This window comes from Nonomuraea sp. NPDC052265 (assembly GCF_044547985.1).
GTDB lineage: Bacteria > Actinomycetota > Actinomycetes > Streptosporangiales > Streptosporangiaceae > Nonomuraea.
Genome location: NZ_JBIUBJ010000002.1, coordinates 1 through 22,798, shown reverse-complemented (window position 1 = coordinate 22,798; position 22,798 = coordinate 1). Strand labels below are relative to the sequence as shown.

At 70.2% G+C, this 22,798-nt stretch carries 19 protein-coding genes and 2 rRNA genes; 1 reads left to right on the top strand and 20 read right to left on the bottom strand.

Annotated features, from left to right (window positions below; translation table 11 throughout):
* Nucleotides 1-41: 41 nt before the first annotated feature.
* The 18 genes from ACIHAD_RS05120 to ACIHAD_RS05035 form a co-directional block, all read right to left on the bottom strand.
* Nucleotides 42-218, bottom strand: a complete 177-nt coding sequence (locus ACIHAD_RS05120) for a hypothetical protein (protein ID WP_397353076.1) — start codon at nucleotides 216-218, stop codon at nucleotides 42-44.
* A gap of 50 nt (nucleotides 219-268) precedes the next feature.
* The gene (locus ACIHAD_RS05115; RefSeq protein WP_397353075.1) at nucleotides 269-1,552 is read right to left on the bottom strand and encodes a glutamate-5-semialdehyde dehydrogenase; all 1,284 of its coding nucleotides are present in this window, start codon (nucleotides 1,550-1,552) and stop codon (nucleotides 269-271) included.
* 10 nt (nucleotides 1,553-1,562) lie between these two features.
* On the bottom strand, nucleotides 1,563-2,684 hold the full coding sequence (gene proB / locus ACIHAD_RS05110; protein WP_397353074.1) for a glutamate 5-kinase: 1,122 nt from the start codon (nucleotides 2,682-2,684) through the stop codon (nucleotides 1,563-1,565).
* A 424-nt stretch (nucleotides 2,685-3,108) separates the two neighbouring features.
* A complete protein-coding gene (gene obgE, locus ACIHAD_RS05105; protein WP_397353073.1) occupies nucleotides 3,109-4,461 on the bottom strand; it encodes a GTPase ObgE in 1,353 nt (450 codons plus the stop codon).
* A 135-nt stretch (nucleotides 4,462-4,596) separates the two neighbouring features.
* The gene (gene rpmA, locus ACIHAD_RS05100; protein WP_012893687.1) at nucleotides 4,597-4,854 is read right to left on the bottom strand and encodes a 50S ribosomal protein L27; all 258 of its coding nucleotides are present in this window, start codon (nucleotides 4,852-4,854) and stop codon (nucleotides 4,597-4,599) included.
* A 15-nt stretch (nucleotides 4,855-4,869) separates the two neighbouring features.
* Nucleotides 4,870-5,172 carry a 50S ribosomal protein L21 gene (gene rplU / locus ACIHAD_RS05095; protein WP_049575732.1) on the bottom strand — a complete coding sequence of 101 codons (303 nt, stop codon included), beginning with the start codon at nucleotides 5,170-5,172 and terminating at the stop codon, nucleotides 4,870-4,872.
* Between the two features lie 208 nt (nucleotides 5,173-5,380).
* Entirely contained in the window at nucleotides 5,381-8,539 is a 3,159-nt protein-coding gene (locus ACIHAD_RS05090; RefSeq protein WP_397353072.1) for an Rne/Rng family ribonuclease, read from the bottom strand.
* A 144-nt stretch (nucleotides 8,540-8,683) separates the two neighbouring features.
* Nucleotides 8,684-9,436, bottom strand: coding sequence for a TIGR03936 family radical SAM-associated protein (locus ACIHAD_RS05085; RefSeq protein ID WP_397353071.1), 753 nt, complete (start codon nucleotides 9,434-9,436; stop codon nucleotides 8,684-8,686).
* Between the two features lie 153 nt (nucleotides 9,437-9,589).
* Complete coding sequence (locus ACIHAD_RS05080; protein ID WP_397353070.1) at nucleotides 9,590-11,500, bottom strand: TIGR03960 family B12-binding radical SAM protein; 1,911 nt, start codon at nucleotides 11,498-11,500, stop codon at nucleotides 9,590-9,592.
* 81 nt (nucleotides 11,501-11,581) lie between these two features.
* Entirely contained in the window at nucleotides 11,582-12,745 is a 1,164-nt protein-coding gene (rodA, locus tag ACIHAD_RS05075; protein WP_397353069.1) for a rod shape-determining protein RodA, read from the bottom strand.
* On the bottom strand, nucleotides 12,742-14,790 hold the full coding sequence (mrdA, locus tag ACIHAD_RS05070) for a penicillin-binding protein 2 (protein ID WP_397353068.1): 2,049 nt from the start codon (nucleotides 14,788-14,790) through the stop codon (nucleotides 12,742-12,744). The genes rodA and mrdA overlap by 4 nt, the downstream gene beginning before the upstream one ends.
* Nucleotides 14,787-15,251, bottom strand: a complete 465-nt coding sequence (gene mreD / locus ACIHAD_RS05065) for a rod shape-determining protein MreD (RefSeq protein WP_397353067.1) — start codon at nucleotides 15,249-15,251, stop codon at nucleotides 14,787-14,789. The genes mrdA and mreD overlap by 4 nt, the downstream gene beginning before the upstream one ends.
* Nucleotides 15,252-15,341: 90 nt before the next feature.
* Nucleotides 15,342-16,220 (bottom strand): rod shape-determining protein MreC, encoded by an 879-nt coding sequence (gene mreC / locus ACIHAD_RS05060; RefSeq protein WP_397353066.1) that lies wholly within the window; start codon nucleotides 16,218-16,220, stop codon nucleotides 15,342-15,344.
* Nucleotides 16,220-17,251 carry a rod shape-determining protein gene (locus ACIHAD_RS05055; protein ID WP_352358052.1) on the bottom strand — a complete coding sequence of 344 codons (1,032 nt, stop codon included), beginning with the start codon at nucleotides 17,249-17,251 and terminating at the stop codon, nucleotides 16,220-16,222. Before ACIHAD_RS05055 ends, mreC begins: the two co-directional genes overlap by 1 nt.
* Before the next feature lie 271 nt (nucleotides 17,252-17,522).
* Entirely contained in the window at nucleotides 17,523-17,933 is a 411-nt protein-coding gene (gene ndk, locus ACIHAD_RS05050; protein ID WP_397353065.1) for a nucleoside-diphosphate kinase, read from the bottom strand.
* Nucleotides 17,934-18,149: 216 nt separating this feature from the next.
* Nucleotides 18,150-19,718 (bottom strand): hypothetical protein, encoded by a 1,569-nt coding sequence (locus ACIHAD_RS05045; RefSeq protein WP_397353064.1) that lies wholly within the window; start codon nucleotides 19,716-19,718, stop codon nucleotides 18,150-18,152.
* An 11-nt stretch (nucleotides 19,719-19,729) separates the two neighbouring features.
* Entirely contained in the window at nucleotides 19,730-20,071 is a 342-nt protein-coding gene (locus ACIHAD_RS05040) for a DUF4233 domain-containing protein (protein WP_397353063.1), read from the bottom strand.
* A complete protein-coding gene (locus ACIHAD_RS05035; protein WP_397353062.1) occupies nucleotides 20,068-21,393 on the bottom strand; it encodes a bifunctional folylpolyglutamate synthase/dihydrofolate synthase in 1,326 nt (441 codons plus the stop codon). The genes ACIHAD_RS05040 and ACIHAD_RS05035 overlap by 4 nt, the downstream gene beginning before the upstream one ends.
* Before the next feature lie 155 nt (nucleotides 21,394-21,548).
* Here ACIHAD_RS05035 and ACIHAD_RS05030 point away from each other — a divergent pair, with 155 nt between their 5' ends.
* Complete coding sequence (locus ACIHAD_RS05030; RefSeq protein ID WP_397353060.1) at nucleotides 21,549-22,382, top strand: carbohydrate-binding protein; 834 nt, start codon at nucleotides 21,549-21,551, stop codon at nucleotides 22,380-22,382.
* 126 nt (nucleotides 22,383-22,508) lie between these two features.
* Here ACIHAD_RS05030 and rrf read toward each other — a convergent pair.
* Nucleotides 22,509-22,625, bottom strand: a 5S ribosomal RNA gene (gene rrf / locus ACIHAD_RS05025).
* 76 nt (nucleotides 22,626-22,701) lie between these two features.
* Nucleotides 22,702-22,798: ribosomal RNA gene (locus ACIHAD_RS05020) — 23S ribosomal RNA — on the bottom strand; the annotation flags it as partial.

The following is a 22,798-nucleotide window of genomic DNA, read 5'->3' as shown; positions in this document are numbered from 1 at the left end:
ACGACGGTTGACGCCCGCGGCGCGCCGGAGCCGTTGAACCTTTATCGGTGTGAACGGTCGGAGAGCATGCTGTCGAGCTCGGCCGTGGGTTCCTCGGACAGGGTCTTGCGCCCCTTCCTGCGCCAGTTGACGTGACCGCGGCGCTCCAGCCAGAGCAGCAGGCGGTCGGCGCCGAACAGCACCGCGGCGGAGAAGACAAGGGCGACGACAATTTCCATGACACCCAGTCAACCCAGGCCGCGGGCCGCCGGTCAGCCCGACACGCCGACTAACCGCAAGCCGGGCCGGGCACCACGGTGCCTTCTGACGTGCGCAGATGCCCTTCTCCCGTGTAGATCCACTTGGTGGAGGTCAGTTCCGGCAGGCCCATCGGCCCACGCGCGTGCAGCTTTTGCGTGGAGATGCCGATCTCCGCGCCGAACCCGAACTCGCCCCCGTCGGTGAACCTGGTCGAGGCGTTCACCGCCACGGCCGCCGAGTCGACGAGCGCGACGAAGCGGCGGGCGGCCGGCTGCGACCGGGTGACGATGGCGTCGGTGTGCCCGGAGCCGTAGCGCCGGATGTGGGCGACGGCCTCCTCCAGCGAGCCGACGACGGCGGCGGCGATGTCCAGTGACAGGTACTCGGTGAAGAAGTCGTCCTCGGTAACCGGCACGACCTCGCCGTAACCGGCGATCCGCTCGTCACCGTGGACGGTCACCCCGGCCTCGGCCAGCGCCCGCAGCGCCCTGGGCACGAACGCGTCGGCGACCCCCTCGTGGACGAGGAACGTCTCGGCCGCGTTGCACACCGACGGCCGCTGCGCCTTGGAGTTGACCAGGATCTGCACGGCCAGGTCGAGATCGGCCTCCGCGTCGACGTAGACGTGGCAGTTGCCGACGCCGGTCTCGATCACCGGCACCGTGGACTCCTCGACCACCGAGTTGATCAGCGCCGCGCCGCCGCGCGGGATCAGCACGTCGACCAGCCCGCGGGCGCGCATCAGCTCCTTGACCGAGTCGCGCGTCCGGCCCGGCACGAGCTGCACCGCCCCGGCGGGCACCTGCGTGCCCGCGAGCGCGTCCTGCATGATCCGCACCAGCGCCGTGTTGGCGGAGTAGGCGCTCGACGAGCCCCTGAGCAGCACCGCGTTGCCGCTCTTGAGGCAGAGCGCGGCGGCGTCGACCGTGACGTTGGGACGCCCCTCGTAGATGATCCCGATCACGCCCAGCGGCACCCTGACCTGCCGCAGCTCCAGCCCGTTGGGCAGCGTGCCGCCCCTGACGACCTCGCCGACCGGGTCGGGCAGGTCGGCCACCTCACGCACGGCCTCGGCGATGGCCCCGACCCTGGCCTCGTCGAGCCGCAGCCGGTCGATCATCGCCTCGGACGTGCCCTGGGCCCGCGCCCGCTCGACGTCCTCGGCGTTGGCCTCGACGATCTCCGCCGCGTGCGCGACCAGGGCGTCGGCGATCACCCGCAACGCCCGGTCCTTGGGCGCCCGCGGCAGCGGGGCCAGCTCGGCGGCGGCCTCTCGTGCCGCGCGGGCGACCTTCAGGAACTCCTCGGACATCGCGTGCTCCTCACTGGTGATGGGCTTCCAGTATGACGATGTCGTCGCGGTGGATCAGCTCGCGTTCATATTCCGGACCGAGCGCGCTGGCCAGCTCTCTCGTGGAGCGTCCGAGCAGCTCGGGGATCTCGGCGGCGTCGAAGTTGACCAGGCCGCGCGCCACCACCGCGCCCTGCGGCGCGCACAGGTCGACGGGGTCGCCCGCGGCGAACTCGCCCTCCACGGACGTCACGCCGGCGGGCAGCAGCGACTTGCGACGGCCCACGATCGCCTCGACCGCCCCCTGGTCGAGGTGCAGCCGGCCGCGCCCGGTGGTGGCGTGGGCGAGCCACAGCAGCCGCGTACCGGGATGGCGGCCGCCGGGGTGGAAGTAGGTGCCGATGTCGGCCCCGGCGAGCGCCTGGGCGGCGTGGGCGGCGCCGGTGAGCACGACCGGCACGCCCGCGCCCGTGGCGATCCTGGCCGCCTGGACCTTGGTCACCATGCCGCCGGTGCCGACCGCCGCGCCGTTCCTGCCCAGCTCGACGCCGACCAGGTCTTCGGGGCCGCGGATCTCGGCCAGCCGGCGCGAGCCCGCCCTGCTCGGCGGGCCGTCGTAGAGGGCGTCGACGTCGGACAGCAGCACCAGCGCGTCGGCGTGGGTCAGGTGGGAGACCAGCGCCGCGAGCCGGTCGTTGTCACCGAACCTGATCTCGTCCGTGGCGACCGTGTCGTTCTCGTTGACGATCGGCACGATGCCCAGCTCCAGCAGCCGGGCCAGGGTGCGCTGGGCGTTGGCGTGGTGGGCGCGGCGCATCATGTCGTCGGCGGTCAGCAGCACCTGGCCGACGCGCAGGCCGTAGCGGGCGAAGGAGGAGGTGTAGCGCGCGACCAGCACCCCCTGGCCGACGGAGGCGGCCGCCTGCTGGGTGGCCAGGTCGCGTGGTCGCGCCGACAACCCCAGCGGGCCGAGGCCCGCCGCGATCGCTCCCGACGAGACCAGCACGATCTGCGTCCCGGCGCGCCGCCGCGCCGCCAGGACGTCGACGAGGGCGTCAACCCGGTCGACGTCGATCACGCCCTGGGGGGTGGTGAGCGAGGAGGAGCCGACCTTGACGACTACCCTCGACGCTGAGCTGATCTGTTCCCGCACGCCTGGCAGCCTATCCGAGCCACACCCCCACCCCCGGCCCCCTTCACTCCCCGCAGAACCCCCACTGAACGCCCCCCGCACCACCACCCAACCGCCCCCTGCTGAACGACCCCCGCACCGCCATCACGCCGCCGTCCTACCGCCCTTCGACGTAACCGTCAGTGCACGACAGCGCACGGGCGCCTTCCTGGCCGCCTGCGAAACCACCGCTTCAACGCCGTGAACCGCAAGTGAGAACTACCGCGCAAACGCGCGAATGCGCCGAGCCCCAGAGCCCGGCGCATTCACCACTCGCCTACCGACGACGACAACCCACCCCAGGGGCCGATCAGCCCACGAGCCGGTCACGCCACGAGCTATCCACTCCAAGGGCTTGGTCCCCCATGGACCGTCCGACCCAAAAGGCAGCCACCAAGCCGGTTGTCTACCTCAGGCGGTTGTCCGAGCCCCGCGGCCCCTGTCGCACCGACTCGGCGCTGAGCGTCGGCTGCCAGTCGAAGATGTACCCGCCCTCCATCGGCCCGATGACCACCTCGGCCCCAGCCTTGGCGCCCGCCTTGACCAGCTCCTGCTCCACGCCGAGCCGTTCGAGCCGATCGGCCAGGTAACCGACGGCCTCGTCGTTGCTGAAGTCGGTCTGCCGGATCCACCGCTCCGGCTTCTCCCCGGTGACCTGGAACAGGTTCTCGTTGACCCGCCGCACCTTGAACCCGGCCTCGCCGAGCTGCTTGGGCCGGATCACCAGTCGGGTGGGCTCCTCGACCGGCTTGTTGGCCCTGGCCGCCGCCACCCATTCGCCCATCGCGTACGTGAGCTCCCGCAACCCGTCGTGCGTGGCCGCCGAGATGACGAAGACCTGCAGCCCCCGCTCCTCGAACTCGGCCCTGACCATGTCGGCCAGCTCCCGCGCGTCGGGCACGTCGGCCTTGTTCAGCACGATCATCCGCGGCCGGTCCTCAAGCTTCCCGTACGCCCGCAGCTCGGCCTCGATCACCTCGTAGTCGCTGATCGGGTCGCGCCCCGGCTCCATGGTCGCGCAGTCGATGACGTGCACGAGCATGTCGCAGCGCTCGACATGACGCAGGAACTCGTGCCCGAGCCCCTTTCCCTGCGAGGCCCCCGGGATCAGCCCGGGCACGTCGGCGACGGTGAACACGTTCTCGCCGGCCGTCACGACCCCCAGGTTGGGGATGAGCGTGGTGAACGGGTAGTCCGCGATCTTCGGCTTGGCCGCGCTCAGCGCCGCGATCAACGACGACTTGCCCGCGCTCGGGAACCCGACCAGCGCCACGTCGGCGACGCTCTTGAGCTCCAGCATGACGTCGAGGCCGTCGCCGGGCTCCCCCAGCAGCGCGAACCCGGGCGCCTTGCGCCTGGCCGTGGCCAGCGCGGCGTTCCCGAGCCCGCCGTGGCCGCCCTGCGCGATCACGTACCGGGTGCCGGCCCCCACGAGGTCCACCAGCACCTCACCCGTGCGGGCGTCCTTCACCACGGTCCCGTTCGGGACGACGAGGATCACGTCGTCGCCGTTGGCACCGTCACGGTTGGAGCCCTGCCCCTGCTTGCCGTTGTCGGCCTTGCGATGGGGACTCCGGTGATAGTCCAGCAGCGTCGCGGTGTTGGGATCGACCTCAAGGATCACGTCGCCGCCGCGGCCGCCGTTCCCCCCGTCGGGGCCGCCGAGCGGCTTGAACTTCTCCCGGTGGATGGAGGCACACCCGTTCCCCCCGTCACCGGCCTTGACGTGCAGGACCACCTGGTCCACGAAGTCCGGCATCCAGCTCTCCTCCATCAGCCCACCAGGGCATACAAGATCAACTACAACCGGGCGCCCCCACAGGGCCCCAGAAAACGCCTAAGGGGTGGATCGACAGGCGATCCACCCCTTGAAGCAACACCGAAGCGAAGCTGATTACTCCGCGACGGGAACGATGCTGACGGCGCGACGACCGCGCTTGACGCCGAACTGCACGTGGCCTGCGGCCAGCGCGAACAGCGTGTCATCGCCACCGCGGCCGACGTTGTCGCCGGGGTGGAAGTGGGTGCCGCGCTGACGAACGATGATCTCGCCCGCGTTCACCAGCTGGCCGCCGAAGCGCTTGACGCCCAGGCGCTGAGCATTGGAGTCACGGCCGTTCCGGGTGGACGACGCGCCCTTCTTGTGTGCCATCTCTCAAACTCCCGATCAGGCCTGGTCGATACCGGTGATCTTCACCTGGGTGTACCGCTGACGGTGACCCTGGCGCTTCTTGTAACCGGTCTTGTTCTTGTACTTGAGAATGCGGATCTTCGGGCCCTTGGTCTCACCGAGGATCTCGGCGCTGACTGTGAACTTGCCCGCCTCGGTGGTCACATCGCCGTCGTTGACGACGAGCACCGTCGGCAGCGAAACCGAAGAGCCGACCTCGCCGGCGACCTTGTCCACCTCGAGGACGTCACCGACGGAGACCTTCTGCTGCCTGCCGCCGCAACGAACGATCGCGTACACCGCGGAACCCTTCTACTGACTCGCTGTTGACCTCAGCCGCCCCGCATCGAGGCGACCGCCGAATGCTGCGCCTATCATTCGGCCTGTCTCAAACCGACGAACCGAGTAAGCGCGCCAACAGGGCACGTCACCTGACGCACCGATTCACCAGGGTACCGCTTAACGGTGCCCTAGGCGAACCGGACGGATCGTCGGAAGCCTGCCGAAGCTACTCGGCGGACTTGGCTCGGCGGGAGCGTCGCCGCCCTCTGCCGGAAGTCTGGCTGGCCTGGTCGTCCTCAGCCGGGACGTCATCAAGCGCACCGGTCACGGTATCACGGCTGGCGGAGTCCTTGGCCGCGGAAACCTTGTCCGAGACCGCCTTCTCGATCGCCATCTTGCCCTGCGTGCCGCGCGGTTCGGGCTTGGTCTCGACCGGCTCGGTCGAGACGATCAGCCCACGCCCGTTGCAGCACTCACAAGGCGTCGAGAACGCCTCCAGCAGCCCCTGACCGACCCGCTTACGCGTCATCTGCACCAGGCCCAGCGAGGTCACCTCGGCGACCTGGTGCTTGGTCCTGTCGCGCGCCAGGCACTCCAGCAGCCGCCGCAGCACCAGGTCGCGGTTGGACTCCAGCACCATGTCGATGAAGTCGATCACGATGATGCCGCCGATGTCACGCAGCCGCAGCTGGCGCACGATCTCCTCGGCCGCCTCCAGGTTGTTCCTGGTGACGGTCTCTTCGAGGTTGCCGCCCTGGCCGGTGAACTTGCCGGTGTTGACGTCGACGACGGTCATCGCCTCGGTACGGTCGATCACCAGCGAGCCGCCGCTCGGCAGCCACACCTTGCGCTCCAGCGCCTTGCCCAGCTGCTCGTCGATCCGGTACGACTCGAACACGTCGCCCTGCCCGGTGTCCCAGCGCGACAGGCGCTCACCCAGGTGCGGCGCGACGTACTTGACGTACTCGTCGACGGTGTCCCAGGCGTCTTCGCCCTGCACGACCAGCGAGGTGAAGTCCTCGTTGAACACGTCGCGCACGACCCGGACGGTCAGGTCGGGCTCGGCCGACAGCAGCTCGGGCGGGCTGGCCGACTTGGCCTTCTTCTGGATGTTCTCCCACTGGGCCGACAGCCGGGCCACGTCGCGGGCCAGCTCGTCCTCGGAGGCGCCCTCGGCCGCGGTGCGGACGATCACACCGGCGTTCTCCGGCATGACCTTCTTCAGGATGCTCTTGAGCCGGGTGCGCTCCTTGTCGGGCAGCTTGCGGCTGATGCCGGTCATCGACCCGTCCGGCACGTACACCAGGTAGCGGCCGGGCAGGCTGATCTGCGAGGTGAGCCGGGCGCCCTTGTGGCCGATCGGGTCCTTGGTGACCTGCACCAGCACCGACTGGCCGGACTTCAGCGCCACCTCGATCCGCTTGGGCTGTCCTTCCAGCCCGGCGGTGTCGAAGTTCACCTCACCGGCGTACAGAACGGCGTTGCGCCCCTTGCCGATGTCCACGAACGCGGCCTCCATCGACGGCAGCACGTTCTGGACCTTGCCCAGGTAGACGTTGCCGACGTAGGACTGGCTGGCCTCGCGGTTGACGTAGTGCTCGACGAGCACGCCGTCCTCGAGGACCGCGATCTGCGTACGGTCGCCGTGGCGGCGCACCACCATCATGCGGTCGACGGACTCGCGGCGGGCCAGGAACTCCGACTCCGTGATGATCGGCGGACGCCTGCGGCCGAGCTCGCGCCCCTCACGGCGGCGCTGCTTCTTGGCCTCCAGGCGGGTCGAGCCGCGCACGCTCTGCACGCCGTCGATGGCGGTCTCCAGGGAGGCGGCCCGGCCGGAACGCGGCGCGCGGATGCGCACCACCGTGTTCGGCGGGTCGTCGCTGGAGGGCTCCAGGGTCTCCTCGGTGCCGCGGCGGCGACGACGGCGACGACGACGCGAGCCGGCGGTTTCTTCCTCCTGGGCCTCCTCGCCCTGGTCCTCGTCGCCCTCTTCGTCGCCTTCCTCGCCTTCCTCGCCCTCGTCACGCTCGCGCGACTTGCCGCGGCCCCTGCCGCCGCGACGGCGGCGGCGACGGCGACCGCCGCCCTCCTCCTCCTCCTGCTCGTCGGAGGTGTCGATGTCGCCCTCGTCCTCGACGAGGGTCTCGTCGAGCAGTTCCTCGATCTCCTCGGGCTCCGGCTCGGGCTCGGGCCGCCGGATCACGGCGGGCTTGCCCTGGCTGGGGTCGGGGGCCTGGAACAGCGGCGCGAAGATGGCCGCCGGACGCTGGAACGCCGTGCCGGGCTCGTCCCGCCTGCGCGCGCCCAGTCCGAAGGGGTCGGCGAGCAGGCTCGGCCGGTCGACGTCCTCGTCGAGGTCCTCGCCGGCGGGCTCGTCGTCGAGCGGCTCGTCCTCGGGCAGGATCTCCAGGATGTCCTCGTCGGCCGCCTCCGCGGCCTCGGGCACGGTGACGGCCACCTCGACGTCGGAGGGCGTCGCGACGACCTCGACGTCGGCGCCCGCCGGCGCCTCCACGACGACCTCTTCGGCCTTCTTCCGCGTACGCCGCCGCCTCGGCGCCTCGGGCTCCTCCTCCGGGAGCGCTCCCGCGACCTCCGGCTCGGCCTTCTTCGTCGTACGGCGCCGCGTCGTGGTCGCGGTGGACCGCGTCCGCGTGGCCCGCTTGGGCTTCTCCTCGGGAACGTCGGCGGCGTCGGCCACGGCGTCGGCCACGGCGGCCTCCACCACACTGGCCACCTCGCGGGCTCCGGCGTCGGCCGGGCCGCCCGCGTAGGCCAGGCTCTCGGCCTCCGGACTCTGCACCACGGGCGCCACGACCGGCTCGGCCGCACCGGCGGCCCGCTCGGCGGCTTCCCGCCGGTTCACGACCGGCGCCGCGACGGTCTCGGCCGAGGTGCCGGCCTGCGAAGCGGCAGGGCTCTCGGCCTGCTGCGGAGCCGGCCCCTCGGGCACGACGGCCCCGGACGCGGCTCCTTCCGGCGTACCGGCCGCAGCCGTGACATCTTCGGGCGTACCGGCTGCAAGGGCGCCGGCTCCAGCCGCGGCGCCCTCGGGCGCGCCGGGCTGTGCCTGAGTGCCCTGGGCGGCTCCGGCGGCGGGCGCCGCCGCGCGGGCCCGGGTTCTGCGGCCGCGCCCCGCGTCGGGGGCGGGCTCTCCGGCCGCGCGCTGCACGGCGTTGGTCTGCACCGGTTGCACGTCGGCAACCGACGGCGCGACCTGCGCGGCCGCGACCGTGGTCGGGGCGCCGGCCGGCTCCTCCGGCAGCTCCGGCGGGGGACCCGCCGGGCGGCTCGCGGAGCGGCTCCGCCTGGTCACCTTGGGCTGTTCAGTTGTCTCCCCGTCAGGGCCAGTGGCCCCGGCGTTGGGCTCGTTGTCGAGCATGCGGGCGCTCTCCCGTCAGCTCCCGGGCGCGTCGCCGCGCCGCGCAGGAGCCCTCGTGTCTCGTTGTCCGCCCCCGCCTCCGGAAGGGAGGCGCGGGCGCCAAGTCCTGTCAGCGGTGGCGCCCCGCTCACGCAGGGCACCTCCTTAGCCGACGACGTGCTCACCCGCCGGTCCCGCCTCGCCGCCGCGCGTCGTGTCGCGGTCAAGGCCGAGCGGGTCGGCAAGCGCACCGGTGCTGGCGTCGAGCGGCCCCTGCGCCAGCCTGGTCACCTCGGGGGGGACCGGCGGCGCGAAGTCGGCCACAAGGCGCAGCCCTGTGAGCACATCATCGGGTCGAACGGCAGGCGTCATGTGCCGAACAACCATGCGCAGTATGACACACGTCTGTCCTGGCACCTGAGCTGCGGTTCTGTCTGTTCCCTCGGACACCACGAGCCTCAGGACGGCCTCCCGCGCGTCGAAGCGCCGGGGACCCTTCTTGGTGAGGCGCTCGACCTCCACGGTGCCCGCCGCGAGGAACTTCTCCACCGCCACTTGGGCGAGCTCGCGATCGGCGCCGGGCAGGCGTACCTCCCAGTCGGAGACCTCCAGGCGGTCGGCCAGCCCCCCCGGGCCCGCCTCCACGACGTCGAGCACATCGAGACCGGGCGGCAGCGACGTGTCCAGGCTGGACTTGACCTGCTCGGGGTCACACTGCGTGGTGACACCGATCTCGAGGTATTCGGCCTCGCTGGCGACGCCGGTCGGCGCTGCGCCCGCGTAGGAGATCTTCGGGTGGGGTGAGAAGCCCGCGCTGAAGGCCACCGGAATACCGGCACGACGGACCGCCCTCTCGACGGCCCGCGAGATGTCGCGGTGACTGGTGAAGCGCAGACGACCGCGCTTGGCGTAACGCACGCGAAGGCGCTGCACCGTGGGCGCGGGCGGAGGCCCGTCGGGAACAGGTTTCAGAGCTTTGCGTCCTTCCCTTGTAAGAGTTCCTTCATCCCAGGATAAGCCGCCGTGACACGTGGACGTGTACGCCGTGACACGGCCCGCCCACTGAGCGCGCTAGACCACCGTGAGAGGAAGGAGCTTGCGCCCTGTCGGGCCTATCTGGATTTCGGTGCCCATGGTCGGGCAGACCCCGCAGTCGTAGCACGGGGTCCAGCGGCAGTCTTCGACCTCGCTGCCGGACACGGCCTCCTGCCAGTCCTGCCAGAGCCATTCACGGTCGAGCCCGGCGTCGAGGTGGTCCCACGGAAGGACCTCGTTCTCGGCCCGCTCGCGGGTGGTGTACCAGTCGACGTCGACGCCCGCCTTCTCGGCGGCCTGCATCCACCTGTCGTAGGAGAAGTGCTCGCTCCACCCGTCGAACCTGCCGCCGCCCTCCCAGACGGCCCTGATCACCGCGCCGACCCTGCGGTCGCCCCGCGAGAGCAGGCCCTCCACGATGGACGGTTTGCCGTCGTGGTAGCGGAAGCCGATGGCCCGGCCGTACTGCTTGTCGCCGCGCAGCGAGTCGCGCAGCGCCTTGAGCCGCCTGTCGACGGTCTCGTGGTCGGCCTGCCCGGCCCACTGGAACGGGGTGTGCGGCTTGGGCACGAACCCGCCGATGGAGACGGTGCAGCGGATGTCGCGGCTGCCGGTGGCCTCGCGGCCCGCCTGGATGACCTTCTTGGCCAGGTCGGCGATGCCGAGCACGTCTTCGTCCTGCTCGGTGGGCAGGCCGCACATGAAGTAGAGCTTCACCTGCCGCCAGCCCTGCGAGTAGGCGGTGGTGACCGTGCGGATGAGGTCTTCCTCGGTGACCATCTTGTTGATCACCTTGCGCATGCGCTCGGAGCCGCCCTCGGGGGCGAACGTGAGACCCGAGCGCCTGCCGTTCCTGGAGAACTCGTTGGCCAGGTCGATGTTGAACGCGTCGACCCTGGTCGAGGGCAGGGACAGCGAGGTGTTGGTGCCCTCGTAGCGATCGGCCAGGCCCTTGGCGACCTCGCCGATCTCGGAGTGGTCGGCCGAGGACAACGACAGCAGGCCGACCTCGTTGAAGCCGGACTCCTTGATGCCGTTGTCGACCATGGCGCCGATCGTGGTGATCGAACGCTCCCGTACCGGACGGGTGATCATGCCCGCCTGGCAGAAGCGGCAGCCGCGCGTGCAGCCGCGGAAGATCTCCACGCTGAACCGCTCGTGCACCGTCTCGGCCAGCGGCACCAGCGGCTTCTTCGGATAGGGCCACTCGTCGAGGTCCATCACGGTGTGCTTGTGCACCCGCCACGGCACGTCGGACCTGTTGGGCGCGACCCGCTTGATGCGCCCGTCGGGGTGGTAGTCGACGTCGTAGAACTTCGGCACGTAGACGCCGCCGGACTCGGCGAGCCGCATCAGCAGCTCGTCGCGCCCCCCGGGACGCCCCTCGGCCTTCCATTCGCGGATGACCTCGGAGATGGCGATCGAGATCTGCTCGCCGTCGCCGAGCACGGCGGCGTCGAGGAAGTCGGCGATCGGCTCGGGGTTGAAGGCCGCGTGACCGCCGGCGAGCACGATCGGGTCGTCCTCACCCCGGTCGACGGCCCTGAGCGGGATCCCGGCCAGATCGAGCGCGGTCAGCATGTTGGTGTAGCCGAGCTCGGTCGAGAACGACAGGCCGAGCACGTCGAAGGCGCGCACCGGCCGGTGAGCGTCGACGGTGAACTGCGGCACGCCCTCGGCCCGCATGAGCGCCTCAAGGTCCGGCCAGACCGCGTAGGTGCGCTCGGCCAGGGTGCGGGGCAGCTCGTTGAGGATCTCGTAGAGGATCGCCACGCCCTGGTTGGGCAGCCCGACCTCGTAGGCGTCCGGGTACATCAGCGCCCACCGTACGTCGGCGGAGTCCCAGTCCTTGACGGTCGAGTTGAGCTCACCCCCGACGTACTGGATGGGCTTCTGCACCTTGGGCAGCAGCGCTTCCAGGCGGTGGAATATCGACTCGACAGGCATACCGTCCAGGGTAGCGGCGCGCGGACGGTGGCAGGTCCGGCCCCCGCGGCAACGCGCCGGTCGGAGGGCCCGCGCATTCTTCTAATGGAACGACTGCCGCCGCACTCTGATGGCCAGGAGCAGCCCGACCGCCATGAGATTCGCGAACGTGGCAGTACCGCCATATGACACGAAAGGCAGCGGCAGACCCGTGATCGGCATGATCCCGATCGTCATCCCGACATTGATGAACGTCTGGAACGCGAACCAGCACACGATCATGCCCGCGACCAGCGTGCCGAACCGGTCGTCGCAGTGTCTGGCGACCTTCAGCCCGCGCAGCAGCACCACGCCGAGCAGCAGCACCACGGTGACCGACCCGATGAACCCGAACTCCTCCCCCGCCACCGTGAAGATGAAGTCGGTGTGCTGCTCGGGCACGAACCGGCCGGTCGTCTGCCCGCCGCCGAAGAGCCCCTTGCCCAGCAACTGCCCCGAGCCGATCGCGATCAGCGACTGCGTACTGTTGTAGCCCACCCCGCGCGGATCCACCTTCGGATCGACGAACGCGGTGAACCGCGCCACCTGGTACGGCTCCAGCAGGTTGAAGTAGAACACGCTGAACACCCCGGCCGCCGCCACGAGCACCAGCGCCACGATCCACCGCTTGCGCACGCCCCCGATCACCAGCCCGGCCGCCGTGATCACGGCGAGCACGAGCGCGGTGCCGAGGTCGGGCTGCAACATCACCAGCCCCATCGTGATGCCCGCCGCGATGAGGGCCAGCGTGATGTCCAGGCCGCGCGGCCGGTCGCTGCCCTCCGCGGGCTGGGCCAGGAGCATCGCGATGATCAACAGCAGCCCGACCTTGGCGAACTCCGACGGCTGCACCGCGAAGCCGCCTCCGAGCAGAATCCACGAGTGCGACCCGTTGATCGTCGCTCCCAGCGGTGTGATCACCAGCGCCAGGCCCACCAGCGACACCAGGAACACCAGCGGCGCGTACGCCCGCATCGCCCGATGGTCCACCATCGCCACCACCGCGCACAGCGTCACGCCGATGACCTCGTTGAGCAGGTGCTTCTTCACCAGCCCGGTGGCCCCGGGCGCCCACGTGCGGGTCGAGGACCACACCAGCAGGGTGCCGATCACGCACAGCCCGGCCACCGCGACGAGCATCAGCCCGTCCATGCGCCGCACCACCGAGTGCTCGCCGATCGCCCGCTGGATGAGCGAGGGCCGCCGCTGCGCCATGGCGCGCGTCATTGGTGGATCACCGTCCCGTCGGGCGCGAACTTCGGCAGCTTGGTCGGCAGCCTGCCGCCGGGCACGGCCGCAGGCTCACCCTTGAAGCCGTAGATGCCCTCGTAGATCTCGCGTGCGGCCGGCGCCGCGGTCGAGGCGCCCATGCCGCCCTGCGACACCATGACCACCACCACGAACTGCGGATTGTTGGTGGGCGCGAACGACGCGAACCACGAGGTGTCCTTCTTGCCCCACACCTCCGCGGTACCGGTCTTGCCGCCGATGCGCACCTTGTCCATGGGGAAGCCGGTGAACGCCCCGGCCGCGGTGCCGTCGGAGGGCACCTGGCTCAGCGCGTTCTTGATGTAGAGGCGTTCCTTGTCGCTGATCGGCAGCTTGCCGACCACCGGCACGTCGATGGTCTTGACCACCTTTCCGTCCGGCCGCACCTGCGCCCACCCGATGCGCGGGCTGCGGACCTTGCCGTCGCTCACCAGCGCCATGTACGCCCGCGCGAGCTGCATCGGCGTCACCAGGACGTCGCCCTGCCCGATGGCGAAGTTGGCCGAGTCACCGGGCCGCAGCAGGAAGCCCTCGGTGCAGTTCTCCAGCGCCAGGCGCTTGAGGAAGTCGGCCCGCGCCTGGTCCTTCTCCTCCGGATAACCCTTGCGCGACCGTTCGCAGCTCGTCGCGCTGGTCCGGTTCCACAGGTCCTTCTTCCAGGCCCGGTCGGGGATGCGCCCGGAGGACTCGCCCGGCAGGTCGACGCCGGTCGGACGGCCGAACCCGAAGGCCCTGGCCGTGTTGGCGAACACTTCCTTCGTCCGCTTCTTCGGGTTTCGCCCGCCGTCCTTCAGGTACTGCTCGTACGCCGCCCGGTAGAAGATCGTGTCGCACGACTTGACCAGCGCCGTGTGCAGGTTCATCTGCCCGAGGCCGATCCCCCGGAAGTTGCTGAAGGACCGGTCGCCCACCATGTACGACCCCGGGCAGTCGTACGTGCCGTTGATCGGATACCCGGCCCGCAACATCGACGACACCGACGACACCTTGAACGTCGAACCGGGCGCGAACTGCCCGTTGATCGCCCGCGACACCAGCGGCTTGCCCGACTTGTCCGACAGCAGCCACTGGTAACCCTTGGCCGAGATGCCCCCGGCCCAGATCTCCGGGTCGTACCCCGGCGCGCTGGCCACCGACACCACCCGCCCGGAACGCGCGTCCAGCACCACCGCGGCGCCGCCGTCCGCCCCCGGCGCGTTCTTCATCGCGTTGGCGAGCGCCTTCTCCGTCACCGCCTGCACCCGCGCGTCGATGCTGGTCACCAGGTGGTCCCCGGCGACCGGCTGCACCTGCTCCTCGACCCCGAGGGCCTTGCCCATCCGGTCGACCTGCACCCTGCGCAGCCCCGACTTGCCGCGCAGGGCGTCGTCGTAGACGTACTCGATGCCGTCGCGCCCCGCCAGGTCGACGCCGGAGAAGCTGGCCTTGAGCCCTTCGCGCTTCTCCAGCTCCGCCTCGGTCACCGGCTGCAGGTAGCCCAGCATCTGCGCCCCGGCCCGGCCACCCGGGTACTGCCGGACGGAGTGGATCTCGGCGGTGACCCCGGGGAACTCCTCCTGCCGCTCCAGGATCTGCAACGCCTCGCGCGTGTCCACCTTCTCGTCCAGCGGAACCGGCTGGTACGGCGACCCCGTCCAGCACGGCTTGCCCACCCCCGGCCCGCACGGCGTGATGCGCTGCCGCAGGTCCTTGACCGGCCGGTCGAGCACCGAGGAGAGCCTGCGCAGCACGCTCATGCCCCCGCCGGGCATCCGGTTCAGCTTCGTCCTGTCCACGGACACGACCAGCGCCGTCCTGTTGCGCACCAGCGGACGCCCCGAGGAGTCGAGGATCTGCCCCCGCACCGCGGGCACGATCACCGTGCGCGTCCTGGTCTCCATCGCCCTGGTCACGAACTCCTGGCCGCGCACGACCTGCACCTGCCACAGCCGTACGGCCAGCACCACGAGCAGCAGCACCACCAGAATGTGCAGCACCAGCAACCTGGCACGCATGCGGATCATGTCGAGTACCTCGGCTGTCTCCCCCGGGTGGCCAGCCAGATCACCACCGGCGCCACGATGAGCGTGTAGAGAACGGTGACGGGCACCTGCTGGGTCAGCGTCGACAGCGACACCCGCGGATCGGAGAGCAGCCCGGCCACCCCGACGGCCACCAGCGGCGCGATCAGCACGCACAGCACGACGGTCGTCGCCGGCCCGCCCGCGCCGCGCCCCGCCACGTAACCCACCAGCGCCAGCACGAACGCGTATTGGCCCATCAGGTGCGCCGTCGGCGGCATGAGGTCCACCAGCAGCCCCGAGAAGAACCCGGCCATCGCCCCCGCCACCGGCCCGCGGTCGAGCGCCACGCCCACCACCGCCAGCAGCACCAGGTCAGGCGCGCCGCCCGCCGGCAACGGCAGCCGGTTGACCAGCATGACCTGTGCCAGCAACGCCAGCACCACGACCATCGCCCCGATCACCGCGCCTCCGTCCCCGCCGAAAGCAGCACGCCACTCATCCCCCGATCACCACACCAGCAGCAGCCCCGTCGGAGGTTGTGCCGTCCCCGGTCACCGCGCTCCCTCCTTGGCCGGCAGCACCGCGTCACGCGGGTCCCGCTTGGGCCCCTCGACGACCACCCCGACCACGTCGAGCGCCGTCAGGTCGGCGAACGGCCTGGCGTAGGCGATCCGGGTCAGCTCCCCGGGCGTCGACTCGACGCGTTCGATCACCCCGATCGGCACCCCCGGCACGTACGGCCGCCCGTTCTTGGAGCCGAAGCTGACGATGCGCCCGCCCCGCTCCATCGGCGCCGTCGAGTCGAGCAGCCTGAACTGCACGAGCCGCCCGTTCTCCCCCACGCCGTGCACCACGCCGATCTCCTGGCCGCCCTCCAACCGCCCCCCGGCGGCCGAGGCGGGGTCGCTGAGCAGCACCACCGTCGAGGTGGTGGCCGAGGCGTGGATGACCCGGCCGACCAGCCCGTCGCCGTTGAGCACCGTCATGTCGGGACGCACCCCGTCACCCGTGCCCACGTCGATCTGCACGCTGTCCTCGAACCCCGGCTGCCCCCGCCTGGCCACCACGTTGGCGGTGACCACCTTGTAGCCGCCGGTGCCCGACAGGCCGAGCAGCTTCTTGAGCTCCGCCGAGCGGGTGGCGTCGAGCGTGCTGGAGGACAGGCCGGCACGCAGCCGGGCGTTCTCCGCCTGGAGCTGCTCGATGTGCCGCTGCGCGCTGGGCGCGCTGGCCAGGGCGTGCAGGAAGCCGCCGACGGGACGCACCACGCCCCCGCCGAACCGCTCCGCCGCGCCGAACACCCAGGACCCCGCCGAGCGCAGCGGACGCAGCGGTGAGCTGTCGCCCGCACGATGGTCGATGGTCAGCACGACCAACGCCGCCATCAGCAGCACTCCCAGGATCAGCCGGGCCCGGCGCGAGTCTCTCATCAGTGCCGCGACTCCGGAACCAGCACCTGCTGCAGGGCCTCGAACTCCTCAGCGCACTTGCCCGAGCCGATGGCGACCGAGTCGAGGGCGTTCTCCACCAGGTGGACGGGCATGCCGGTCTCGGCCTTGACCCGCTCGTCGAGGCCCTTCAGCAGGGCCCCGCCGCCGGTCAGGGCGATCCCGCGGTCCATGATGTCGCCCGACAGCTCGGGCGGGCACTTGTCGAGCGTTGTCTTCACCGCGTCGACGATCGCGTTGACCGGCTCCTCGGTGGCCTTGCGGATCTCCTCGCTCGACACGATGATCGTCTTGGGCAGCCCGCTGATGAGGTCTCGCCCGCGCACCTCGGCGTGGGACTCCTCACCGTTGGGGCAGGCCGACCCGATCGCCATCTTGATCTCCTCGGCGGTGCGCTCGCCGAGCATCAACGAGAACTCCTTCTTGGCGAACGTGATCACCGCCTGGTCGAGCTCGTCACCGCCGATCCTGATCGACTGACTGGTGACCACGCCCCCCATCGAGATGATGGCCACCTCGGTGGTGCCGCCGCCGATGTCGACCACCATGTTCCCGGTGGGCTCGTGGACCGGCAGCCCGGCCCCGATGGCGGCGGCCATCGGCTCCTCGACGATGTAGACCTTCCTGGCGCCTGCCTGGTAGCCGGCTTCCTTCACCGCGCGCTGCTCGACGCTGGTGATGCCGCTCGGCACGGCGATGATGATGCGTGGCTTGGCGAAATGGCGTCGTCTGTGCACTCGTTGGATGAAGTAGCGCAACATCCGTTCGGTGACGTCGAAGTCGGCGATCACGCCGTCCTTCAGCGGGCGGACCGCGACGATGTTGCCGGGCGTACGACCGATCATTCGCTTGGCCTCGATGCCCACCGCCACGATCTTGCCTGTGGTGGTGTTGATCGCTACGACTGACGGCTCATTGAGCACGATGCCCCGGCCACGCACGTATACCAACGTGTTGGCGGTGCCCAGATCGACCGCCATGTCACGGCCGAGAAACGCGAGCTTGCTGCCCATGGGGAACGGAGCCCTCCGTAACGTCGTTCGCGAATGACTACGGATCGAATTCGAATCGTAACGTGACGTACCCACCAGTGAGCGCAATGAGCCCTCGCGCTCCACAAAAATCTCCAGCCCCTACCTCAACCTGGATTTTGCCCGAATTGCACCCACACGACCGGATCAACTGCGTCAGCGCCTGCCAGACTTGGAACGCTACAACCCGCCGCCGACAAAAAGACGCGCCCGCACGGCGTGAAGCCGGCGGGCGCGCGGGTGAAGCTGACTGCTAGAAGCGGTCGGGGAAGAAGATCTTGATCTCCCTGGCCGCGGACTCGGGCGCGTCGGAGCCGTGGACGACGTTCTCACCGATCTCCAGGGCGTGGTCGCCGCGGATCGTGCCGGGGGCGGACTTGACCGGGTCGGTGGCGCCGGCCAGCGCGCGGAAGGCCTCGATGGCACGCGGGCCCTCAAGGACCATGGCCACGAGCGGCGCCGACGTGATGAAGTCGACCAGCTCGCCGAAGAACGGCCTCTCGGCGTGCTCGGCGTAGTGCGCCTTGGCGGTGTCGGCGTCGAGGGTGCGCAGGTCCATCGCCACGACCTTGAGGCCCTTGCGCTCCACGCGGGCGATCACGTCACCGATGAGGCCACGCTTCACCCCGTCGGGCTTGATCAGGACAAGAGTGCGCTCGGACACGTGTGGTTCTCCTTTGAACAGATTCGGGTCACGGCTACGGGCGCCTGGCCTGACCACGAGGGCGCTCCGCGGGGCATAGGCCCTCGCGTCGCCATAGCCGTCGCTCAGCTTACCGTCCGCGCCCACACCGTCGACGCCACAGGCATGACGCGCGCGGACGACGACTTCAGGACTCCGCCCGGGCGCCACAGGTGTCACGCCCGCGGGCGAGGGACGTCAGGACCGCTCGCCGTCCTCGGGCGAGGGCGCCTGGGGCGGCACCGCGGGCACGGGCTCGCCCTCCTCCGGCGCGGGAGGACCTTCTGGAACGACCGAGCCCCACGTCCTGACCGGCTCCTCCGCCGCCGCCTCGCTGCCCCGGCCGGCCCCCACCGCGACCGCGACCTCCGCCGACTCGCCCCCGGACGGCGGTTCCTCCTCCCGGGACGGCCGCCGCCCCATCACCGCCGCCAGGACGATGACGCCCACCAGCAGGAACCCGCCGATCAACGACCACCAGTGCAACGCGCCCACGAAGCTGTCGACCAGTTCCTGGCGCGACCCGACGCCCTCCAGCATCCACATCTGCACGCCGGTGCCCAGCAGGTAGCCCGCGAGCACCCCCGCGAAGCACAACGACAGCCCGAAGGCCGCCGCACCGATCCCGACCTCGCCGAGCGTGGCCGTCACCGCGACTGTCGCCCCCACTGCGAGCAACGTGAACGGCACCGCCAGCACCAGCCCGTCGGCCGACGGCACGACCAGCCGCACCGAGCACAGACCGACCACCATCGCCAGCAGCCCGAGCGGCGCCGCGAGCCGCCCCACGCCCTTGGCGAACATCCGCACGCCCACCCCGGCGGCGACCGCGAGCACCGCCGCCACGCCGAACGGCGCCCACAGCCCGCGCAGCCCCGGCCCGCCCAGACCGCCCATCTCCACCAGCGTGACCTGCGCAGCGCTCGGCAGCAGCACCACCCCGACGGCCACCATCGTGTACGCGTGCGTGCGACTCTCCGCCCGTCCGATCGAGCCGAGCGCCAGCAGCCCGGCGATCGCCAGCCCCGCCAGCAGCATCACCGGGACGACCCCCCACCCGGCGCTCGCCGTGCTGATCGCCACCACCGCGATGCCCGCCGCGGGCACCGCCGCGAGCAGCAGCCGGCCGCGCTCCCTGACGTCCGGAGCGGGCGCGGGCCGCTGCCCGGCGAACCTCCAGACCACCAGGTACGCCGCCGCCAGCGCCAGCCCCACCCCGGTGGCCATCGGGTAGGGCTGCAGCGTGACCTTCCAGCTCGTCACGTCGACCAACGGCCAGAGCGCGAACGCCTGAGCCTCCAACAGGCTGACGCCGAGCACCCCGGCCCACAGGCCGCGCAGAGCGGGTGTGCGATCCCAGACCGCCACCAGCGTGGCCGGGACGATCAGGCCGCCGCCGACGCCGCGCAGTACGCGTACGACACCGACGACCAGCTCGGAAGCCGCGTATCCGCCCGCCGCGTCGGCCACGGCCACCAGTGCGAGCCCCGCGACCAGCACGTGGGCCACCTTCATCCGCCGCAACGCGACGGCCGCGAGCGGCACGGTCAGCATCAGGGCGGGCAGCGCCAGCCCGTGCGTACGGCTCAGCCCGATCTGGTCGAACTCGCCCGGCAGCAGGTCGGCGACCACGGACAACGTGTTGGGGATCGCGACGATCGCCAGCGGCAACGCCACGAGGACGAGCAGCCCGAGCACCACGTCGAGCAGCCATGAACGTCTGAGGCCAGCCGGATGCGGCGACCGTTGATTTGGGGGGACGGCCATGTAGGCCGACTTTAGCGGGAAGTCACGCCCTCGACACGGCGAGCGACGATAATCGCAGTGATCCACAGCGCGGCGAAGATCGCGCCGAGGAAGAACATCGTCGGCACGACGAAGCCCGTGGCGATGGCCAGCACCTGGATGACGCTGCCCATGACGTACCCGAAGGGCCGCTTGAGCAGGCCCGCGGCGACCACGCACAGCACCGCGAGCCCGATGCCCACGGTGACGGCGAGCGCGGGGGCGACGCCGCCCACGGTGATCGCCACCGGCGTGACGAGCCCGGCCACGATGGCCTCCATGCCGAGCACGCTCGCGCCGAGCCTGCGCATACCCGGCGTAACCTCGAAATTCATCTCACACCATCCGCCTTGAGCAGATGCCGGGCATCTCCCGCCGTCACCACCGAACCGGTGATGAACACCCCGGTCCCGCTGAACTCCCCTGCAGCGTCGGCCATGCCGATGCCCCTGTCGATGGCCTCGTCGAGCCGCTCGACGACGTGCACACGGTCCTCGCCGAACAGCGGCACGGCCAGCGCCGCGAGCTCCTGCGCCGACAACGACCTGGGCGAGGAGTTACGCGTCACCACGATCTCCTCGACCATCGGCTCCAGCAGCTCCAGCAGGGTCTGGACGTCCTTGTCGCGCATCACCGCGACCACGCCGATCACCTTGGCGAAGTCGAACGCCTCGTGCAGCGCCTCCAGACTCGCCTCCAGCCCGCCGGGGTTGTGCGCGGCGTCGATCACCACGGTGGGGGTGCGCCGGACGACCTCCATCCGGCCGGGCGAGGCCGCCTGGGCGAACGCCTGGCGCACCAGCTCGACGTCGAGCGGATCGTCACCGCCGGTCAGCGCCTCGGCGGCGGCCAGCGCGCAGACCGCGTTGCTGGCCTGGTAGCTGCCGTAGAGCGGCAGGTAGATCTCGTCGTAGACGCCCTTGAGCCCGCGCAGCGTGAGCAGTTGCCCGCCCATCGCTATCTCCCTGCCGAGCACGCCGAACTCCAGCCCCTCGCGGGCCACGACCGCGCCGACCTCGGCCGCGCGGCGCATCAGCACCTCGGCCGCGGCCAGCTCCTGCTGAGCCAGCACGGTCGTGGCGCCCGGCTTGATGATCCCGGCCTTCTCCCCGGCGATGCTCGGGATGTCAGGACCCAGACGATCCATGTGATCGAGGGAGATGGGGGTGATGACCGACACCAGCCCGTCGGCGACGTTCGTCGCGTCCCAGGACCCGCCCATGCCCGCCTCGATGACCGCGACGTCGACCGGCGTGTCGGCGAACGCCGCGAACGCCATGGCCGTCAGCAGCTCGAAGAACTGGATGCGCCGGTGCCCCTGCGCGTCGGCCAGCTCGACGTAGGGCAGGATTTCTTCATAGACCTCGGCGAAGCGCTCCTCACTCAGGGGCTCGCCGTCGACCGTGATGCGCTCGCGCACCGTGACCAGGTGCGGGCTGGTGAAGCGACCCACCCTCAGGTTGCGCTCCCGCAGCAGCGCCTCGGTCAGCCGCGCCGTGCTCGTCTTGCCGTTGGTGCCGGCGATGTGTATGACCGGGTACGCCCGCTGAGGCGAGCCGAGCAAATCCATAAGGGCGGCGATCCTGTCGAGCGTCGGCTCGAAATCCCACTCGACGCCCCGCTCCAGGATGGCGCGTTCAACCGCACGATAATCCACCCCTCAACCCTACTGACCACGCGTAGCGCTCTGGACGCCGGGCAAACATATCGTGAATCGTATAGAAAATTAGAGGGTACTCACCTCCCCAGCCGGGTGCCACCTTGGAGAACAGCCTGCTCTACCCCCCAGCAGGCGCTTTCAAGGAGGCCATCGTGGAAGGCGAGAACTCTCGCGAGGAAAGGCAGCGCGGAATCACCAGGAAGGCGCTGTTCAAGGCGGCTCTCATAGCGACACCGGTCCCGTTCCTGATCGGCGAGGTGCCGGCGCTGGCCCGCACCATGGTCGGGAGCGGCCGGCAGCTTGAGCCCACCCCGTTCTGCGACGACGGCGACGATCTCACGATCGCGCAGACCGAGGGCCCCTACTTCAAGCCGAACTCCCCTCAGCGCTCGACCCTCCCCGGTTCGGGGACGCCGCTGACGGTGAGCGGATACGTGTTTGGGGTCTCCTGTCAGCCGCTGGCGAACGTCCTGCTCGACTTCTGGCAGGCCGACACCAACGGCAACTACGACAACGTCACGTACAACTTCCGTGGGCACCAGTACACGAACGCCCAGGGCGCCTTCAAGCTCACCACCATCGTGCCCGGCCTCTACCCCGGCCGTACCAGGCACATCCACGTCAAGGCGCAGGCTCCTGGCCGAGGAATCCTCACCACGCAGCTCTACTTCCCCGGTGAGCCGCGCAACAACACCGACACCATTTACGACCCGAGACTCCTCATGAACGTCCGTCCCGTCGGCTCGGGGAAGGAGGCGACGTTCGACTTCGTCCTCAACGTCCAGGGCGTGCCCCCCACGCAGACTCCTACCCCCACGCCCACGACGAGCCCGCCTCCGGGCGGCGGAACCTGGAAGGTTGGGGTGACCTACCAGGCGGGTGACCAGGTGACGTACGGCGGGGCGACGTACCGGTGCCTGCAGGGGCACACGTCACAGGCCGGCTGGGAGCCGTCCAACGTCCCGGCCCTGTGGCAGCGCGTCTGACCCCCACTGGTCCCCGAACGCAAAAAAGGGCCACCCCGGCTGCTGGGGGTGGCCCTCGTTCGTGTGCGCTGTCTGTGAACGCGAAGAAGGCCCCACACAACCGTGTGGGGCCTTCTTCGAAAGATTGTCCGGCGGTGACCTACTCTCCCACACCCTCCCGAGTGCAGTACCATCGGCGCAGAGAAGCTTAACTTCCGGGTTCGGAATGTAACCGGGTGTTTCCTTCCCGCCATAACCGCCGTAACCCTATGAAACCATCAAACGAACAACGCCGTTTGCTGTCTCAGAATTGCCTAGTGGACGCGAGCAAAAAAGCTTTGAGGTCAAGTCCTCGGCCTATTAGTACCGGTCAGCTCCACACGTTACCGTGCTTCCACCTCCGGCCTATCAACCCGGTCGTCTACCGGGAGCCTTAC

Excerpts from the sequence above, each read along its gene's own strand:
- obgE (WP_397353073.1), bottom strand. The coding sequence starts at position 4,461 with ATGCCGGACTTCGTGGACCAGGTGGTCCTGCACGTCAAGGCCGGTGAC.
- ACIHAD_RS05080 (WP_397353070.1), bottom strand. The coding sequence starts at position 11,500 with ATGCCTGTCGAGTCGATATTCCACCGCCTGGAAGCGCTGCTGCCCAAG.
- rodA (WP_397353069.1), bottom strand. The coding sequence starts at position 12,745 with ATGACGCGCGCCATGGCGCAGCGGCGGCCCTCGCTCATCCAGCGGGCG.
- ACIHAD_RS05040 (WP_397353063.1), bottom strand. The coding sequence starts at position 20,071 with ATGAATTTCGAGGTTACGCCGGGTATGCGCAGGCTCGGCGCGAGCGTG.
- ACIHAD_RS05045 (WP_397353064.1), bottom strand. The coding sequence starts at position 19,718 with ATGGCCGTCCCCCCAAATCAACGGTCGCCGCATCCGGCTGGCCTCAGA.
- ACIHAD_RS05120 (WP_397353076.1), bottom strand. The coding sequence starts at position 218 with ATGGAAATTGTCGTCGCCCTTGTCTTCTCCGCCGCGGTGCTGTTCGGC.
- ACIHAD_RS05090 (WP_397353072.1), bottom strand. The coding sequence starts at position 8,539 with ATGCTCGACAACGAGCCCAACGCCGGGGCCACTGGCCCTGACGGGGAG.
- ACIHAD_RS05115 (WP_397353075.1), bottom strand. The coding sequence starts at position 1,552 with ATGTCCGAGGAGTTCCTGAAGGTCGCCCGCGCGGCACGAGAGGCCGCC.
- mreC (WP_397353066.1), bottom strand. The coding sequence starts at position 16,220 with ATGAGAGACTCGCGCCGGGCCCGGCTGATCCTGGGAGTGCTGCTGATG.
- ACIHAD_RS05055 (WP_352358052.1), bottom strand. The coding sequence starts at position 17,251 with ATGGGCAGCAAGCTCGCGTTTCTCGGCCGTGACATGGCGGTCGATCTG.
- mrdA (WP_397353068.1), bottom strand. The coding sequence starts at position 14,790 with ATGATCCGCATGCGTGCCAGGTTGCTGGTGCTGCACATTCTGGTGGTG.
- rpmA (WP_012893687.1), bottom strand. The coding sequence starts at position 4,854 with ATGGCACACAAGAAGGGCGCGTCGTCCACCCGGAACGGCCGTGACTCC.